The 14,800-nt window shown below is 66.4% G+C and carries 16 protein-coding genes; 12 read left to right on the forward strand and 4 right to left on the reverse strand.

Annotated elements, in window-relative coordinates:
- Positions 1-28: 28 nt before the first annotated feature.
- Positions 29-670 carry a hypothetical protein gene (locus Q8M13_RS01325; protein ID WP_305297817.1) on the forward strand — a complete coding sequence of 214 codons (642 nt, stop codon included), beginning with the start codon at positions 29-31 and terminating at the stop codon, positions 668-670.
- Between the two features lie 4 nt (positions 671-674).
- On the opposite strand, the gene Q8M13_RS01330 is transcribed toward Q8M13_RS01325, so the two are convergent.
- Positions 675-899, reverse strand: coding sequence for a hypothetical protein (locus Q8M13_RS01330; RefSeq protein ID WP_305297818.1), 225 nt, complete (start codon positions 897-899; stop codon positions 675-677).
- Positions 900-1,005: 106 nt separating this feature from the next.
- On the opposite strand from Q8M13_RS01330, the gene zapE reads away from it, so the two are divergent.
- Positions 1,006-2,121, forward strand: coding sequence for a cell division protein ZapE (gene zapE / locus Q8M13_RS01335; protein ID WP_305297819.1), 1,116 nt, complete (start codon positions 1,006-1,008; stop codon positions 2,119-2,121).
- A 225-nt stretch (positions 2,122-2,346) separates the two neighbouring features.
- Positions 2,347-3,561 carry a PLP-dependent aminotransferase family protein gene (locus tag Q8M13_RS01340; protein ID WP_305297820.1) on the forward strand — a complete coding sequence of 405 codons (1,215 nt, stop codon included), beginning with the start codon at positions 2,347-2,349 and terminating at the stop codon, positions 3,559-3,561.
- Positions 3,562-3,582: 21 nt separating this feature from the next.
- Here the strand turns inward: Q8M13_RS01340 and Q8M13_RS01345 are convergent, their stop codons facing one another.
- Entirely contained in the window at positions 3,583-4,464 is an 882-nt protein-coding gene (locus tag Q8M13_RS01345; RefSeq protein ID WP_305297821.1) for a LysR substrate-binding domain-containing protein, read from the reverse strand.
- 178 nt (positions 4,465-4,642) lie between these two features.
- On the opposite strand from Q8M13_RS01345, the gene sdhC reads away from it, so the two are divergent.
- The 6 genes from sdhC to Q8M13_RS01375 all read left to right on the forward strand — a co-directional run bounded on the left by sdhC (position 4,643) and on the right by Q8M13_RS01375 (position 9,721).
- Positions 4,643-5,041 carry a succinate dehydrogenase, cytochrome b556 subunit gene (sdhC, locus tag Q8M13_RS01350; RefSeq protein WP_305297822.1) on the forward strand — a complete coding sequence of 133 codons (399 nt, stop codon included), beginning with the start codon at positions 4,643-4,645 and terminating at the stop codon, positions 5,039-5,041.
- Positions 5,041-5,433: a succinate dehydrogenase, hydrophobic membrane anchor protein gene (gene sdhD / locus Q8M13_RS01355; protein WP_305297823.1), complete on the forward strand. Its 393-nt coding sequence runs from the start codon at positions 5,041-5,043 to the stop codon at positions 5,431-5,433. The genes sdhC and sdhD overlap by 1 nt, the downstream gene beginning before the upstream one ends.
- A 4-nt stretch (positions 5,434-5,437) precedes the next feature.
- Positions 5,438-7,225: a succinate dehydrogenase flavoprotein subunit gene (sdhA, locus tag Q8M13_RS01360; RefSeq protein WP_305297824.1), complete on the forward strand. Its 1,788-nt coding sequence runs from the start codon at positions 5,438-5,440 to the stop codon at positions 7,223-7,225.
- Positions 7,226-7,286: 61 nt separating this feature from the next.
- Positions 7,287-8,069, forward strand: coding sequence for a succinate dehydrogenase iron-sulfur subunit (locus Q8M13_RS01365; protein ID WP_305297825.1), 783 nt, complete (start codon positions 7,287-7,289; stop codon positions 8,067-8,069).
- 81 nt (positions 8,070-8,150) lie between these two features.
- Entirely contained in the window at positions 8,151-9,380 is a 1,230-nt protein-coding gene (locus Q8M13_RS01370) for an NAD(P)/FAD-dependent oxidoreductase (RefSeq protein WP_305297826.1), read from the forward strand.
- A 20-nt stretch (positions 9,381-9,400) separates the two neighbouring features.
- Entirely contained in the window at positions 9,401-9,721 is a 321-nt protein-coding gene (locus tag Q8M13_RS01375) for a 2Fe-2S iron-sulfur cluster-binding protein (protein ID WP_056731560.1), read from the forward strand.
- 163 nt (positions 9,722-9,884) lie between these two features.
- Here the strand turns inward: Q8M13_RS01375 and Q8M13_RS01380 are convergent, their stop codons facing one another.
- Positions 9,885-10,475: a sigma-70 family RNA polymerase sigma factor gene (locus tag Q8M13_RS01380; protein ID WP_305297827.1), complete on the reverse strand. Its 591-nt coding sequence runs from the start codon at positions 10,473-10,475 to the stop codon at positions 9,885-9,887.
- Positions 10,476-10,561: 86 nt separating this feature from the next.
- Positions 10,562-12,880, reverse strand: a complete 2,319-nt coding sequence (locus tag Q8M13_RS01385) for a PAS domain-containing sensor histidine kinase (protein ID WP_305297828.1) — start codon at positions 12,878-12,880, stop codon at positions 10,562-10,564.
- A gap of 87 nt (positions 12,881-12,967) precedes the next feature.
- Between Q8M13_RS01385 and Q8M13_RS01390 the strand changes: the two genes are divergently transcribed.
- From Q8M13_RS01390 to Q8M13_RS01400, 3 genes are all read left to right on the forward strand, one after another.
- On the forward strand, positions 12,968-13,558 hold the full coding sequence (locus tag Q8M13_RS01390; protein WP_305297829.1) for a hypothetical protein: 591 nt from the start codon (positions 12,968-12,970) through the stop codon (positions 13,556-13,558).
- Entirely contained in the window at positions 13,551-13,958 is a 408-nt protein-coding gene (locus tag Q8M13_RS01395) for a metallopeptidase family protein (RefSeq protein WP_305297830.1), read from the forward strand. The genes Q8M13_RS01390 and Q8M13_RS01395 overlap by 8 nt, the downstream gene beginning before the upstream one ends.
- Before the next feature lie 182 nt (positions 13,959-14,140).
- A partial coding sequence (locus Q8M13_RS01400) for a ferritin-like domain-containing protein (protein WP_305297831.1) occupies positions 14,141-14,800 on the forward strand: 660 nt, incomplete at its 3' end.

A 14,800-nucleotide genomic window follows, 5' to 3' on the forward strand; every position in this document is an offset into this window, starting at 1 on the left:
GTTCGCGGGGCCTGACAGTGGGGTTTAGATGAAGCGTTTCCAGCTTTGGGCGATTGTGGGTCTGGCGGTCGCGCTCGTGGGCGTCGGTGGCTGGGCCTATTGGAACTACGAACTGCGCTGGCAGCCCAAGACCATCACAAAACACCAGGAAGAGATCACCAAGATCCTGGAAACCTCCGGCTGGGTGTCGCCCGGTAAGACCGGCCCCAAGCTCTACATGGTCTCATTCCGGACCTGCCCGGACTGCGTCCGGTTCAAGGCCGAGGAATTCCCGCTGCTGCACGCCGCCAATGTCGACACCCGGGTGATCGAGATCGCCAGGGCCGACTACAACGGCGTGTCGAAATCGACGCCGGCTGAGCGCTCCACCGTCGCCGAACTGTGGCTCAACCGTTCATGGCCATTGATGGAGCGTTGGGAGTCTGTCCCGGCCGAGGCCTGGACGGCGCCGGGAATTTCGCCGGCCGACGGCGACATGGCCCGGACCGCGGTGGTGGAGGCGGGACGCAAGATGGTCATCGACCTCAAGCCGCTGCTCAAGGCCAACGGCATCAATTTCGCCTATCCGACCCTGATCTGGTGGACCGCCGACGGCAAGATGCGGGGCTGCGCTTGCGAGAAGCGCGAGACCTATCGGTTCGTGCGCCGTGAACTGGGCGTGAAGGGGTAGGCGATCAGCCCGCGAATGGGCGACCGCTGTTGATTTCCTTGTTGCGGGCGCGAGTCTTCAGGCCGTGTTCGCGGTCGGCGGGGGCGCGGTCGGCGCGCCGGCCGATGCCCTGGCGACTACCTTCTGCTTCCAGCGCCTCGGCCTCCTCGATATCGACGACGGCGGGGTCCGGGTCTTCCTGCGAAGCGAATGAGGCGGGTTCCGTGACGCTGCGGTCTCGCGCGGACATGGGGGTCTCCTTGTTCGAGGTACGAGAGACTCAACCCCGTCCGCGCCAGACTGTTCCGCAGACGGTTCCACTTGAGGCGGCGGCGGCGGCGGGTTAGGCCGGAGCGATGGCCTCCCAGCTTCAAGCCGCCTATGACGCCCGACTGGCGCAGGGCGAAATACGTCCTGACCCCGCCCAGGCCGCGGCTCTCGCCGCCCTGGTGCGGTTGGAGAGCGATCTCGTCGCCGCCGAGCCCAGCGGTTTCGCCGCCTTCTTCAAGAAGCCCGAAAGCCAGCGTGGCGTCTATCTGATCGGGCCGGTCGGGCGCGGCAAGTCGATGCTGATGGACCTGTTCTTCGCCACGGCTCCGGTCGAGAAGAAGCGCCGCGTTCACTTCCATGTTTTCATGGGCGAGATCCACCGGCTGATCGACGCCTGGCGCAAGGGCGACGCGGCCGGGCGCAAGGCGAAGTTCGGGCAGGCGAAAGGTGATGATCCCATCGCGCCCCTGGCTGACGTTGTGGCCGGACAGGCTCGGCTGCTGTGCTTTGACGAGTTTCAGGTCACCGATATCGCCGACGCCATGATCCTGGGCCGGCTGTTCGAGGCGCTGTTCGCGCGTGGCGTCACCCTGGTCGCGACCTCCAACCGGCTGCCCGACCAGCTCTACAAGGACGGTATCAACCGCCAGCTGTTCCTGCCGTTCATCGAGCTGCTGAAGAGCAAGGTCGAGGTGGTGAGCGTGGCCGGGCCGCATGATTACCGCCTGGACCGCCTGCGCGCGGCCGGCACCTGGTTCTCGCCCAGCGACCCGGACAATCAGCGCAGCTTTGAAGCCCTATGGCGCGACATGCTAGGCGGGGAGGAGGAGACCGGCGAGACGTTGGAGGTGCTGGGTCGCAAGGTTCACCTGCCCCACACATCGGGCGGGATGGTCAAGGCGACCTTCGCCAGCCTGTGCTCGGTGGCCTTGGGGCCGAACGACTATGTGGCCATAGCCGAGCGGTTCCACACCGTCTTCCTGCAGGACGTACCCAAACTCACCGCCAATCGTCGGGAGGAGGCGCGGCGGTTCGTGATTCTGATCGACGCCCTCTATGAAGCCCATGCCCGGTTGATCGTATTGGCGGAGGCCGAGCCGACGGCGCTCTACCCGGAGGGCGACGGCGCGTTCGAGTTCGAGCGCACCGCCTCGCGCCTGCAAGAGATGCGTTCGGCTGACTGGCTGGAGGAGCGGCCCTAGGCGCCCCGCGTTGCTAGATGCAAAGGGCGCTCGTGACATCGCTGCGCGTCGCCGCTATGTTCACGCCACTATGAGCCTGCGTCCCGCCCTCCTTCTCAAAGTAGCCGCCGCCCTTCCGGGGCGACGCGAGGTCGTGCGCAGCTAGCTGCTCACCCCGCCGATCCCCGCAAATTTCGCGGATGGATTGGCCAGACTTTGCTCCATCCGCATTCGATGGAGCTTTACATGAACACCTGGACCGACCGCTTTGCTGAACGGATGGCGCGTGTTCGCGCCTCCGAAATCCGCGAGTTGCTAAAGCTGCTGGATCAGCCGGACATCCTGTCCTTCGCCGGCGGTATTCCCGATCCGCAGCTCTTTCCGGCCGAACGCCTCCAGGCGGCCTACCAACAGGTGCTGACGGAGGCCGGCGCCCAGGCCCTGCAGTATTCGGTCAGCGAGGGGCTGCCTGAACTACGCCGCTGGATCGCCGCGCGGATGACCGCCGACGGCGTGCCTTGCGACGAAGGCAACATCGTCATCACCGCTGGCTCGCAGCAGGCGCTGGACCTGATCGGCAAGCTTTTCCTGACGCGGGACGACACCGTGCTGGCTGAGCGGCCGACCTATTTGGGCGCGCTTGGCGCGTTCAACGCCTATGAGCCGACCTATGGCGACCTGGAGGCTGGCGTCCCGGCCGGCGCGCGCTTGGCCTATCTGGTCCCGGACTTCGCCAATCCATCGGGCCGCACGATGACGCGCCAGGAACGCGAGGCGGTGTTGGACCGCGCCGCGGCGCACGACCTCGTGCTGGTTGAAGACGCCGCCTATCGCGAACTGCGCTTTTCAGGGACCAGCGAGCCGTCGCTCTTGGCGCTGGACGTGGCGCGGTCGGGCTCAATCGAGAACGCCCGGACCCTCTATTGCGGGACGCTCTCCAAGACTCTGTCGCCGGCGCTGCGGCTCGGCTGGGTCTGCGCGGCCCGGCCGGTGATCGACAAGCTCGTGCTGCTGAAGCAGGGCTGTGACCTGCACGTTTCGACGATCAATCAGATGGTCGCCGCCAAGGTGGTCGCCGAAGACTACGATGCTCACCTGGAGCGCCTGCGTGTCCATTATCGCGAGCGAGCCTCGGCCATGCAGGCCGCGCTCGCCCGGCACATGCCCTTGGGCGTGAGCTGGTCGAAGCCTCAGGGCGGGATGTTCGTCTGGCTCAAGGTCCCCGAGGGTCTGGACGGCGCCCATCTGCTGGAGGCGGCGCTGGCTGAAGAGCGTGTCGCCTTCGTGCCTGGCGGGCCGTTCTTCGCCGTGGAGCCTCAGGCCAACACCCTGCGCCTCAGCTATTCGTTGCTCGGCCCGGACGACATCGACGAGGGCGTGCGTCGTCTGGCGCGGGTCATTGAGGCGCGGATCGCGCATCCCGGCTCCAATATGAGGCGAGTGGCTCGAAGCGCGGCCTAGCGCTGCGCCTAGCCACGTCCCCTAGGCGCGCAGGCTCTTCACGAGTTCGCGGGCGTAGGGGGCGAGTTGGCTCAGGTCGCGCACGCAGATGGTGAGGTCGCGCCGCGCCCAGTCGTCGGTCAGTTCGACAATGCCCAGCGACATGGTGCGGGCGGCGCGGCGGGCGGTGGTTTCGGGCACGATGCCGACCCCGACGCCGCATTCGACCAGACGGCAGACGGCGTCGAAGCTACGGAGCTGGACGCGCAGGCGCAGCGGCCGGCCTTCGCGCGCGGCCTTGGTCGAAAGAAAGCGCTGCAGCGAACTGGCGCGGTCGAGGCCGACGAGATCGAAGCCGAGCACGTCGGCGAATGTCATCGAGCTGCGCTGCGCCAATGGGTGGATCGCGCTGCTGACCACAACGAAGCGGTCAGAGCGGAAGGGAAAGGTCTCCAGGCTGCCCATGTCGACCGTCCCGGCGACAATCCCGACATCCCCGACCCCTTCGGCCACCAGTCCGACGATCTCGTCGGATAGGCGCTCCTCCAGATTGACGCTGACATGGGGGTGGCCGGCCAGGAAGCGACTGAGCGCCTCGGGCAGGAATTCGGTCAGGGCGTTGGTGTTGGCTAGCAACCGCACCTCGCCGGATAGGCCGCCGGCATAGGCGCCCAGGTCCTCGCGCAGCCGCGCGGTCTGGGACAGGATCGTTCGCGCATGCTTGAGCAGGGTGCGGCCGGCCGGCGTCAGGCTGACCCCTTGGCGTGATCTCTCCAGCAATGGGGCGCCCAAGGCGTCCTCCATGTTGCGGATCCGCGTGGAGGCCGCGGCAAGGGCCAGGGCGCTGCGTTCGGCCCCGCGGGTGATTGAGCCGGCGTCCACCACCTCGCAGAACAGTCTCAGATCGACCAGGTCGAAGCGCATCCTTCGTCTCCTGCGAAGGATGCTTACGGGAAAGACGCATTGCTTCAAAAGAAAAATGGAGTGAACTTCGGCATCGGCGAAGGTTGGTCGCGTTCTGCGCGCCCTTACGCCCAGCCTTCGTTGACAGTTAAGGGCTGCGGCTTAAAAGCGGAGCCGCTTCTTCCAGTTCGGAATGCTCATGACAGACGCCCCTCGCGAACGCCCGCTCTCGCCCCACACGACGATCTGGCGGTGGCACTTGACCATGGCCACCTCGATCCTGCACCGCGCCTCGGGTTGCGCACTGTATGGCGGGGGTCTGATCCTGGCGATCTGGGCGATGACGCTCGCCGCCGGGCCTGAGGCCTACGGAACCTTCAAGGCGGTCATGGGCTCGTTCCCTGGCAAGATCGTCATGTTCGGCCTGACCCTGGCGACCTTCTATCACTTGGCTAAGGGCATCCAGCACCTGATCTGGGACGCTGGCCACGGCTACAATCTGAAAACCGCGACCATGGGCGCTATCGCCACGATCGCCTTCGCCATCGCCGCCACCCTCGCGGTCTGGATCATCGCCGCCATGACGGGAGCGCTCTGATGGCTAGCTATCGCACACCTCTGGGCCGCGCTCGCGGCCTTGGCGCCGCCAAGCACGGCGTCGGAGCCTGGATCGCAGAGCGGGTCACCGCCGTGGCCCTGGTCCCGCTGGTGCTCTGGGCGGTGTTCGCCGGCCTGCGCCTGGCCGCCACCGACTATTACGGCGCGGTGGAGTGGCTGACCTCCTCAGCGCTCAACCCCGTGCTGATGGGGCTCTTCGTCATCGTCGGCTTCATGCACATGCATGCCGGCCTGCGGGTGGTGATCGAAGACTATATCGAAAAGCACCTAACGCGCGCCGGACTGCTGCTGCTTAACCTCTTCGCCTGCTCGCTCATCGGGGCGCTGGCGGTGTTCTCCATTCTGAAGGTCGCGCTGGGAGGCGCTTACTAATCCCATGGCGAACTATCAGTTCATCGATCACAAGTTTGATGTCGTCGTGGTCGGCGCTGGCGGCTCGGGGCTCCGCGCCGCGCTCGGCTGCGCCCAGGCTGGTCTGAAGACCGCCTGCATCTCCAAGGTCTTCCCGACCCGATCGCACACTGTCGCGGCCCAGGGCGGGATCTCCGCCTCGCTCGGCAATATGGGCGAGGACGACTGGCGCTGGCACATGTACGACACCGTCAAGGGGTCGGACTGGCTGGGCGACCAGGACGCTATCGAATACCTCTGCCGTAACGCGCCGGCCGCTGTTTACGAGCTGGAACACTGGGGCGTGCCGTTCTCGCGCACCTCGGAAGGCAAGATCTACCAGCGCGCCTTTGGCGGCATGACCAAGAACTTCGGCGAGGCCCCGATTCAGCGCACCTGCGCTGCGGCCGACCGGACCGGCCACGCGATGCTGCACACGATGTACGGCCAGAGCCTGGCCCACGACACCGAGTTCTTCATCGAGTACTTCGCTCTCGACCTGATCATGGACGAAGGCGTCTGCCGCGGCGTGACTGCGTGGAAGCTCGATGACGGCACCCTGCATCGCTTCCAGGCTCAGCAAGTCATTCTGGCGACCGGCGGCTACGGCCGCGCCTACTTCTCGGCGACCAGCGCCCACACCTGCACCGGCGACGGCGGCGGCATGGCGCTGCGCGCCGGCCTGCCCCTGCAGGACATGGAATTCGTCCAGTTCCACCCGACCGGCATTTATGGCGCGGGCTGCCTCATCACCGAGGGGGCGCGCGGCGAGGGCGGTTATCTGACCAATTCCGAGGGCGAGCGCTTCATGGAGCGCTATGCGCCGTCCGTGAAGGATCTGGCGCCGCGCGACATGGTCAGCCGGGCCATGACCATCGAGATTCGCGAAGGCCGCGGCGTGGGTCCGAAGAAGGACCACATCTTCCTGCACCTCGATCACCTGGATCCGAAGATGCTGGCCGAACGCCTTCCGGGCATTTCGGAAAGCGCTAAAATCTTCGCCGGCGTCGACGTGACCAAGGAGCCGATCCCGGTCCTGCCGACTGTCCACTACAACATGGGCGGCATTCCGACGAACTTCTACTCCGAGGTCGTGACCCGTCTGGGCGACGATCCCGACAAGGTGGTTCCGGGCCTGATGGCCGTGGGCGAAGCCGCCTGCGTGTCGGTGCACGGCGCCAACCGCCTGGGCTCCAACTCGCTGATCGACCTGGTGGTGTTCGGCCGCTCGGCCGCGCTGCGCTGCGCCGACACCATCAAGGCCGGCGCCACCCAGCCGGAACTGAAGCCGGCCATGACCGATGGTCACCTGGCGCGCTTCGACAAGTTCCGCAACGCCTCGGGCGGCACCACGACCGCCTCGTTGCGCCTTGAGATGCAGAAGGCCATGCAGGAAGACGCCGCCGTGTTCCGCACGACGGACAGCCTGGCCTCCGGCGTCGAGCGGCTCGCCGCCGTCCACGCCAAGCGCCCGGACCTCAAGGTCTCCGACCGTGGCATGATCTGGAACACCGACCTCCTGGAGACCCTGGAGTTCGACAACCTGGTCGGTCAGGCGATCACCACGGTGGCCGGGGCGTTCAACCGCACCGAAAGCCGCGGCGCCCACGCCCACGAGGACTTCCCGGATCGCAACGACGAAACCTGGATGAAGCACACCCTGACTTGGTTCGACGATGCGACCGGTAAGGTCGCGATCGATTACCGGCCGGTGCACAGCTACACCCTGACCAACGACATCGCTTACATCCCGCCCAAGGCGCGGGTGTACTAGGACCGATGATGGCTTCCCTCGTTTCCTCGTTTAACGCGTCCTCGCTTAAGGAAAGCGTCTGATGGTCCAGCTCGCTCTGCCCAAGAATTCCCGCGTCCAGAAGGGCAAGCACCACGCTGCCCCCGCCAGCGCCACGAAGGTGAAGACCTTCAAGATCTACCGCTACGATCCCGAGGGGACCGAGAACCCGCGCTGGGATACCTATGACGTGGACCTCGAGGCCTGCGGTCCGATGGTCCTGGACGTTCTGATCCACATCAAGAACGACATCGATCCGACCCTGGCCTTCCGCCGCTCGTGCCGCGAGGGCGTATGCGGGTCCTGCGCCATGAATATCGGCGGCCGCAACACCCTGGCCTGCACCCACGGCCACGCCGAGGTGCCGGGCAAGGATTGTCAGATCAGCCCGCTGCCGCACATGCCGGTGATCAAGGACCTGATCCCCGACATGAGCATGTTCTACGCTCAGTACGCCTCGATCGAGCCCTGGCTGCACACCACGACGCCAGAGCCGCAGACCGAATGGCGCCAGAGCCCGGAAGACCGGGAAAAGCTGGATGGCCTCTATGAGTGCATTCTGTGCGCCTGCTGCTCGACGTCCTGCCCCAGCTACTGGTGGAACGGCGACAAGTACCTGGGTCCGGCCGCTCTGCTGCACGCCTATCGCTGGCTGATCGACAGCCGCGACGAGGCCACCGGCGACCGGCTCGACGAACTGGAAGACCCCTTCAAGCTCTATCGCTGCCACACGATCATGAATTGTGCGCAGGTGTGTCCGAAGGGCCTGAATCCGGCCAAAGCCATTGGTGAGATCAAGAAGATGCTGGTGGACCGCGTCGTCTGATCGCGGTCTGCTGGCGCGCGATCTAATCCGAACGGCGTTTGGAAAGTTGACGGCGCCGTCACTTTTCTGCATGGGGCTTCTATGAGCCAATCGGACGCGCATATTGTGATCCTCGGGGCGGGCCACGCCGGCGGCACCGCCGCGGCCTTGCTTCGCCAGTACGGGCACACCGGCCTCATCACCCTGGTCGGTGAGGAGCCGGTTCCGCCCTATCAGCGGCCGCCGCTGTCCAAGGCTTGGCTGAAGGGTGAGGCGGACGCCGATTCCCTGGCGCTGAAGCCGCTCGAGTTCTACGCCGAGAACAATATCGATTTCCGACCCAACGTCCGGGCCGAGAAGCTGGCCCGCTCGGACAAGACCGTCACCCTCTCGAACGGGGAGACCCTCAGCTACGACCTGCTGATCATCGCCACCGGCATGCGGCCGATCCGCCTGCCGATCGAGGGCGCCGATTTGGGCGGCGTGCTCACCCTGCGCTCTGCGGCGGACGCCGAGGCGATCAAGGCCGCCCTCGGCCCGGGCAAGCGCTTGGTGATCGTCGGCGGCGGCTATATCGGCCTTGAGGTCGCGGCCTCCGCCCGCGCTCTGGGGGCCGAGGCGATCGTGCTGGAGCGCGAGGCGCGCATCCTGGCCCGCAGCGCATGCGAGCCGCTCTCCAACTTCTTCCGCGACTACCACATCTCGCGCGGCGTCGAGTTCGTGCTGGGCGCCGGCGTCAGCGGCTTCATCGGCGAGGGCGGTCACGTCACCGGCGTGCGCTTGGCCGACGGCCGGGTGATCGCCTGCGACGTCGTGCTGCTCGGTGTCGGCGCGACGCCCAATGACGAGATCGCTCGCGACGCCGGTCTCGAATGCGCGCGCGGCATTGTGGTCAACCTGGAAGCCCGTACGGCCGATCCCAGCGTCTTTGCGATCGGCGACGTCACCCATCGGCCCATGCCGCACTATGACCGCATGTTCGGCCCCGAGAGCGTGCCGAGCGCGCTGGAGCAGGCGAAGCAGGCCGCCTCCGCGATTACCGGGCGCGCCGCCCCGGCGCCCGAGGTGCCGTGGAACTGGTCCGATCAATACGATCTGAAGCTCCAGATCGCCGGTCTGCCTTTCGACGCCGACCGGGTCCTGTTGCGCGGCGATCCCGCCACCGCCAAGTTCGCAGTCTTTCACCTGAAGGGCGATCAGGTCCAAGCCGTGGAGGCGATCAACTCGCCCCCGGAGTTCATGATGGGCAAACAGCTCATCGCCAACCGCAAGCCGGTCAATCTCGATCGGCTTGCCGACACGTCCGTATCCATGAAAGAGGTCGCTGCATAAAAAGCGGCGAAGGGGAGCAAATGGCCAAGATCACCTATATCGAGCACGACGGCACCGAACACGTCATCGACGTGAAGAATGGCCTTACGGTGATGGAAGGCGCTGTGAAGAACAACGTCCCGGGCATCGACGCTGACTGCGGCGGCGCCTGCGCTTGCGCGACCTGCCACGTCTATGTGGACGCCGCCTGGCAGGACAAGACCGGTTCGACCTCAGCGATGGAAGACTCCATGCTCGACTTCGCCGAGAACGTTGAACCGAACAGCCGCCTGTCCTGCCAGATCAAGGTCAGCGACGCGCTCGACGGCCTCGTCGTGCGCATGCCGGAAAGCCAGCACTAATCAGGTCTCGGCTCCCTGTCTTGCGACGGGGCGAGTGCTATAGCCCGGTCCGGCGCCGCCATTGCGCGCCGGGCCGGAGACCTGGCTGTTGGCTTTGCCGTCGTCTATAAAAAACGCCCGCAGGCAAGCCGCGGGCGTACTTTTCAACCAATGATGACCTTCGCTAGGCGGCGATAGCGGCCCCGCGCAGCGAGTCCAGTTGGGCGATCAGGTTGCCCATGGCGTTGGACGGCAGCATGTCGTCCTGGTCGTAGGCGCCGTCTTCCAAGAGGGCGGCCAGGCGATCACGTGCGCGGCTGACGCGGCTCTTGATGGTGCCGATGGCGCAGCCGCAGATTTCAGACACTTCCTCGTAAGAAAGGCCGCCTGCGCCGATCAGGATCAACGCTTCGCGCTGGTCTTCGGGCAGCTTGGCCAGGGCGCGGCGCACTTCATCGAGCTCGAGGCTGGCGATCGGGTTTGACACCGCGACAAGGGTCCGCTCGGCGACTTCCGGGTCAAGCTGAGTTGAGCGCCATGAACGGCGCTTGTCGGAATAGAATTGATTGCGAAGGATCATGAAGGTCCAAGCCTTCATGTTGGTGCCAGCCTGATAGCTGGACCGATTGTTCCAGGCCTTCAGGAGGGCGTCCTGGGCAAGGTCGTCGGCGGCCACCGCGTCCCGGCAAAGGGAGCGTGCAAAGGCGCGCATTTGAGGGATCAAGCCGGTGAGTTCGGTCTTGAAAGCGTCGTCCGCGAGCGTCTGGATATCCATCGGTCACCTTCGTTCAAGCCAGGGCCGTACAGGCCCCTCGCTGTACTAAACGCCCAGGTTCCCGAAAGGCTCCGCTTATGGTGCAGCTAAAAGCGAAGCTCCGGATGACCGGCCGCGCCCTGGGCCGCTTCGGGCAGGTGACAGGTGAAGGTTGCGCCCGATCCAGGCTCGCTTTCCAGGGCCACCCAGCCGCCATGCAGCTCCACCAACGCCTTGACCAGGGCCAGGCCAAGACCTGGGCCGCCGCGCTCGCGGCCGATGAAGCGGTCGAAGATGTGCGCCTGGACGTGGAACGGGATTCCGCGCCCGGTGTCTGTGACCTGCAGCTGGATTTCACCCAGCGCCCGCCGGGCGGCGATGGTCACCAGGCCCCCTGCCGGCGTCTGGCGCACGGCGTTTTCGGTCAAGTGGTCCAGGGTCTGGGTTAGGCGTTTCACGTCGCCGCGGATCAGGCCGATGTCGTCGGGGCGCTCGACCTTGATGGTCACGCCGGCCGCTTCGGCGTCCTTGGCCCATCGTTCGGCCGCCTGGGTCAGCAGGTCGGCGACGTGGACGTCTTCAAGATCCAGCGCCATTTCGTCGGCGTCGATCTGGGCCATGTCCAGCACGTCGTCGATCGATCGCGCCAGCTGGGTGGCCGCGGTGCGTACGGCGGCGGCGTGACCGCGCCCGCGCTCAGACAGGTTCTCGCCCGAGCGTTCCAGCAATTCGGAGTAGCCGATGATGGTGGTTAGTGGGGTGCGCAACTCGTAGGAGACGTTGCCGACGAAGTCGCGCTTCAGGCGCTCGGCCTCGGCCAGGGCGGCCGACCGGTCGGCGAGCGCTCGTTCCAGCTTGCGGGCGTCGGTGACGTCGCCAAAGGCGATCAGGGTCGCGCCGTCGGGCAGCGGCCGCGACTGATAGACCACGATGCGAGAGTCCGAGGTCTTCACCTCTCCGGAGATCGGGGCGCGGGCCTGGGGATCAGGATCGGCCACGCGGCCCTTCAGCTCGCGCCAGAAACCCATGTCGTGCAGGCGCGGCACGCAGAGATCGACCACGCCCTCGAAATCGTGAGCCTGCTCCAGCTGGGCGTCGGTGACATTCCAGAAGCGTTCAAATGCCTCGTTGTGCAGGCGCAGGCGGCCGTCCGAGCCGAACACCGCGACGGCGTCGTTCAGCTTGTCCAGCGTGGCCTGCTGAACCTGGATTTGGGCGTTGTACTGAGCCTTCAGCCGCAGCTCGCCGGTGATGTCGGAAAACAGCAGCACCACGCCGCCCATCGGGTGGGGTTGGCGACCGACCTTCAGGGTCCGGCCCTCCGGCAGGCTCCAGAGGTCGTCGGGGCCCGATGACGTTTCTTCGTAGCGGTCGAGCTCGGCGGCTTTCCACTTGGCGTAGTCGACCGTCTCGGGCAGTCGGCGGCGCTGGCGCAGGCGGTCCAGCACTTCACCGTGGGTCGGGCGCTCGGCTAGCCAGGCCGGTTCCAAGCCCCAGAGATCGGCGAAGGCGGTGTTGTGGAACATCAGCCGCTTGCCCTCGCCGAAGATGGCGACCGCGTCGGCGATGTGATTGAGGGTTTCGTCGTGGGCCTCGACGTGGCGCTTGAGCGCCTCGCGCAGCTCTTCGGTCTCGGTCAGGTCCTCTGTCCAGACGCCGACTCCGCCGCCTTCAAGCGGCTGGGCGATGACCTGGAAGGCGCGGCGGCGGCCGCCGAAGGTGGTCCAGCGCAGGGTTTCGCGCTGCTGGCCCAGATTGGCCGCCTCGCTGGCCAGGCTGTCGGCGCCCTTGTCGAAGGAGGCGCCGCGCATCGCGGCTTCTTCCAGGGTGGCGGCTCCGGCCGCCGCGAGCCATGCGGCGTTGACCCACACGGGGCTGCCGTCCGCCGCGGCGATCCAGGCCGGCGAGCGCCGGGCGTCGAGGAAGGCGGCGAAGCGGGGCGCGGTCGGCAGGCCGGCTTCTTCGCCCATCACCGCCGACAGTCGCAGCCAGGCGAGCGCGCCGGCCGCGCGGCCTTCGACCGCCACTAAACCGCCCGCGCCCTGCACGTCGAAGGCGCAGGCCTCGCCACGCTCGAACAGCGCCCGCAGGCGGCGCGCATGATCAGGGTCGGCGCGCATAAGGGCCGAGACGACGCCTTGTGGATCGGCATGGGCCAAGCCCAGGGCCTCGGCGCATAGCGCCAGGCTCTCCTCGCCCGAGGCGAGTTGAGCGTGACCGTCATCGACGGAAAGCAGGGCGGAATCGAAGGCCTCGGCGGAGGCCTGTGCCGCTTCGGCGCCGGCTTCGAGTTCGGCGATCTTCGCCCGGAGTTCATCGAGGCGGCCGTCATTGCGCCGACGTTGGTCCACCAGCCAGGCCATGGCGCACAGGGCGAGCAGCACCGCACCGGCGATGGCTCCCAGGATCAGTTCTTGCTCGCTCATCCGTGCTCCATCGCCGCCGTTCCGTGAGGGCGGCGAATCATCTCAAGGACCATAGTTTGGTCCGCGCAATTCGGCGATGATCCCCCCATGACTGCGATCCTCTATCCGGTGGCTACGGAAGCCCGCCTAGCGCTGTCGCAGCCGCGCGGCCGTGCGGCCCGCGAACGCGAGGCGCGGGAGATCGCTGGGGATGTGGTCGCTTTCGTGACCGAACCGGTCGGGCCGGACTATGCAACCCGTGACGCGGCCCTCGACGCGCATCCAGGGCGGATTGAGGACGACCGTCCGGGAAGGGCTGTGTCGCTGCCGAGCGAGGACCGCATCCTGCGTCTGCTGCAGCAGGTCGCTCCACGCGCCGGCCGGGTCCGCGCCCCGGCGCCGGTCGCCCCCACCTTCGCCGAGGGGCATCGCTGGCCCGCGCATCAGGGTGCGCCGCCGGCCACGGTCTGGCGGGTGATGATTTCCTACTGGCGGATCGGCGCGGCGCCGATCCTGAAGGTGGGCGGGCCGCAGGCGCGTCATGCCCGGAAACGCGGCCGCGACGCGGTCGACGCCGATACCCTGCGAGCCTATACGCGCCAGCCCCTGCAACCGGTGAAGCCGCAACAACCGCTCGATATCGGGCTTTTTGAGCGGCGGCTGCCGGAGGCTCCCCATATAGTCGTGCCTGATGAGTGACCCTTACGCTGGACGCGCCCCATCCCTCGACGATCTTGCCGCCTTGGCCGAGGCCGCCTTCGCCGCCCTGCCTGAGGGCTTTCGCAACATGGCCGGGGAGGTCGTGTTCCGTGTCGATGACTTCGCCGCCGTCGAGGTGCTGGACGAACTCGGCATCGAGGACGCCTTCGAGCTGACCGGGCTCTATCAGGGCGTGAACCTCGCCGACCGGTCGGTCTTCGATCCTACGCCGGGTCCGTCACGGGTGTTCCTCTACCGGCGCCCGATCCTGGACGAGTGGGCCGAGCGGGGCGATGTCACCCTGGTCGATCTGGTCAGCCACGTGCTGGTCCACGAGATCGGCCACCATTTCGGCCTCTCCGATCCCGATATCGAATCCATCGAGGCGGCCGCGGACTAGGGGCCTGTCGCCTTCACACGACCGTGGCGCTTCGAGGGCTTGGCTCATCTGCGATGCGATCGCTAGCGCCTGGAAAGTGACGCCCCCGTCATTTTCCTTGACTGATCATTGTTCTGTTGAAAGGGTGGCCGGCAGTAGGAAGCAGCGGGTGCATAACCGCGCCCTGTCGAGGAGGACGACCCATGGCCGCCGACGGCAACATCACCAAAGACATCATCTATGAGGCCGTGGCGCCGGACGACTTCGAGTCGATGCTGGACCTCGACCGCTACGGCGCCCGCTCGACGGCGTTCGACAAGATCATCTCGGCCACCCACGACCATTTCTGGGATCCGCTCGACAAGAAGTACATCGACTTCGACGAGCCCTTCGACATGGAGAACGAGATGATCCTGCCGGAGGACATGATCATCTCCATGTCCACCGACTATGTCTCCAACCACCTGAGCGACTGGAAGACCCGCGTCCGCTTCGTGAACCAGTCGGCCCTGCGGTCCTTCTCCTCGATCCTGCATGGCGAGCAGGGTGCGCTGAACCTGTCGGCCAGCCTGTGCCAGGTGCTGAAGGACCAGGGGGCCCAGGAATATGCCGCCAACCAGACCCGCGAGGAAGCTCGCCACGTCACCGGCTTCGCCAAGTACATCAAGGCCCGCTGGGGCCGGCCGGTGGAATGCGGCCCGACGCTGAAGACCCTGCTGGTCGACATCATCGGCAGCCCGGAGGTCTATAAGAAGATCATCGGCATGCAGATGCTGGTGGAAGGCCTGGCCATGGGCGCCTTCGCCACCTTCTTCAACAATATCAACGACCCGACCGGCAAGAAGCTGCTGCAGCTGGTGATG

Source organism: Phenylobacterium sp. (assembly GCF_030681155.1).
GTDB lineage: Bacteria > Pseudomonadota > Alphaproteobacteria > Caulobacterales > Caulobacteraceae > Phenylobacterium.

What these genes read in the sequence shown, in the direction of transcription:
- sdhC (WP_305297822.1), top strand. Translation starts at nt 4,643, where the DNA reads ATGACAGACGCCCCTCGCGAACGCCCGCTCTCGCCCCACACGACGATC.
- sdhD (WP_305297823.1), top strand. Translation starts at nt 5,041, where the DNA reads ATGGCTAGCTATCGCACACCTCTGGGCCGCGCTCGCGGCCTTGGCGCC.
- zapE (WP_305297819.1), top strand. Translation starts at nt 1,006, where the DNA reads ATGGCCTCCCAGCTTCAAGCCGCCTATGACGCCCGACTGGCGCAGGGC.
- sdhA (WP_305297824.1), top strand. Translation starts at nt 5,438, where the DNA reads ATGGCGAACTATCAGTTCATCGATCACAAGTTTGATGTCGTCGTGGTC.
- Q8M13_RS01345 (WP_305297821.1), bottom strand. Translation starts at nt 4,464, where the DNA reads ATGCGCTTCGACCTGGTCGATCTGAGACTGTTCTGCGAGGTGGTGGAC.
- Q8M13_RS01330 (WP_305297818.1), bottom strand. Translation starts at nt 899, where the DNA reads ATGTCCGCGCGAGACCGCAGCGTCACGGAACCCGCCTCATTCGCTTCG.
- Q8M13_RS01385 (WP_305297828.1), bottom strand. Translation starts at nt 12,880, where the DNA reads ATGAGCGAGCAAGAACTGATCCTGGGAGCCATCGCCGGTGCGGTGCTG.
- Q8M13_RS01380 (WP_305297827.1), bottom strand. Translation starts at nt 10,475, where the DNA reads ATGGATATCCAGACGCTCGCGGACGACGCTTTCAAGACCGAACTCACC.
- Q8M13_RS01370 (WP_305297826.1), top strand. Translation starts at nt 8,151, where the DNA reads ATGAGCCAATCGGACGCGCATATTGTGATCCTCGGGGCGGGCCACGCC.
- Q8M13_RS01365 (WP_305297825.1), top strand. Translation starts at nt 7,287, where the DNA reads ATGGTCCAGCTCGCTCTGCCCAAGAATTCCCGCGTCCAGAAGGGCAAG.
- Q8M13_RS01325 (WP_305297817.1), top strand. Translation starts at nt 29, where the DNA reads ATGAAGCGTTTCCAGCTTTGGGCGATTGTGGGTCTGGCGGTCGCGCTC.
- Q8M13_RS01375 (WP_056731560.1), top strand. Translation starts at nt 9,401, where the DNA reads ATGGCCAAGATCACCTATATCGAGCACGACGGCACCGAACACGTCATC.
- Q8M13_RS01390 (WP_305297829.1), top strand. Translation starts at nt 12,968, where the DNA reads ATGACTGCGATCCTCTATCCGGTGGCTACGGAAGCCCGCCTAGCGCTG.
- Q8M13_RS01340 (WP_305297820.1), top strand. Translation starts at nt 2,347, where the DNA reads ATGAACACCTGGACCGACCGCTTTGCTGAACGGATGGCGCGTGTTCGC.
- Q8M13_RS01395 (WP_305297830.1), top strand. Translation starts at nt 13,551, where the DNA reads ATGAGTGACCCTTACGCTGGACGCGCCCCATCCCTCGACGATCTTGCC.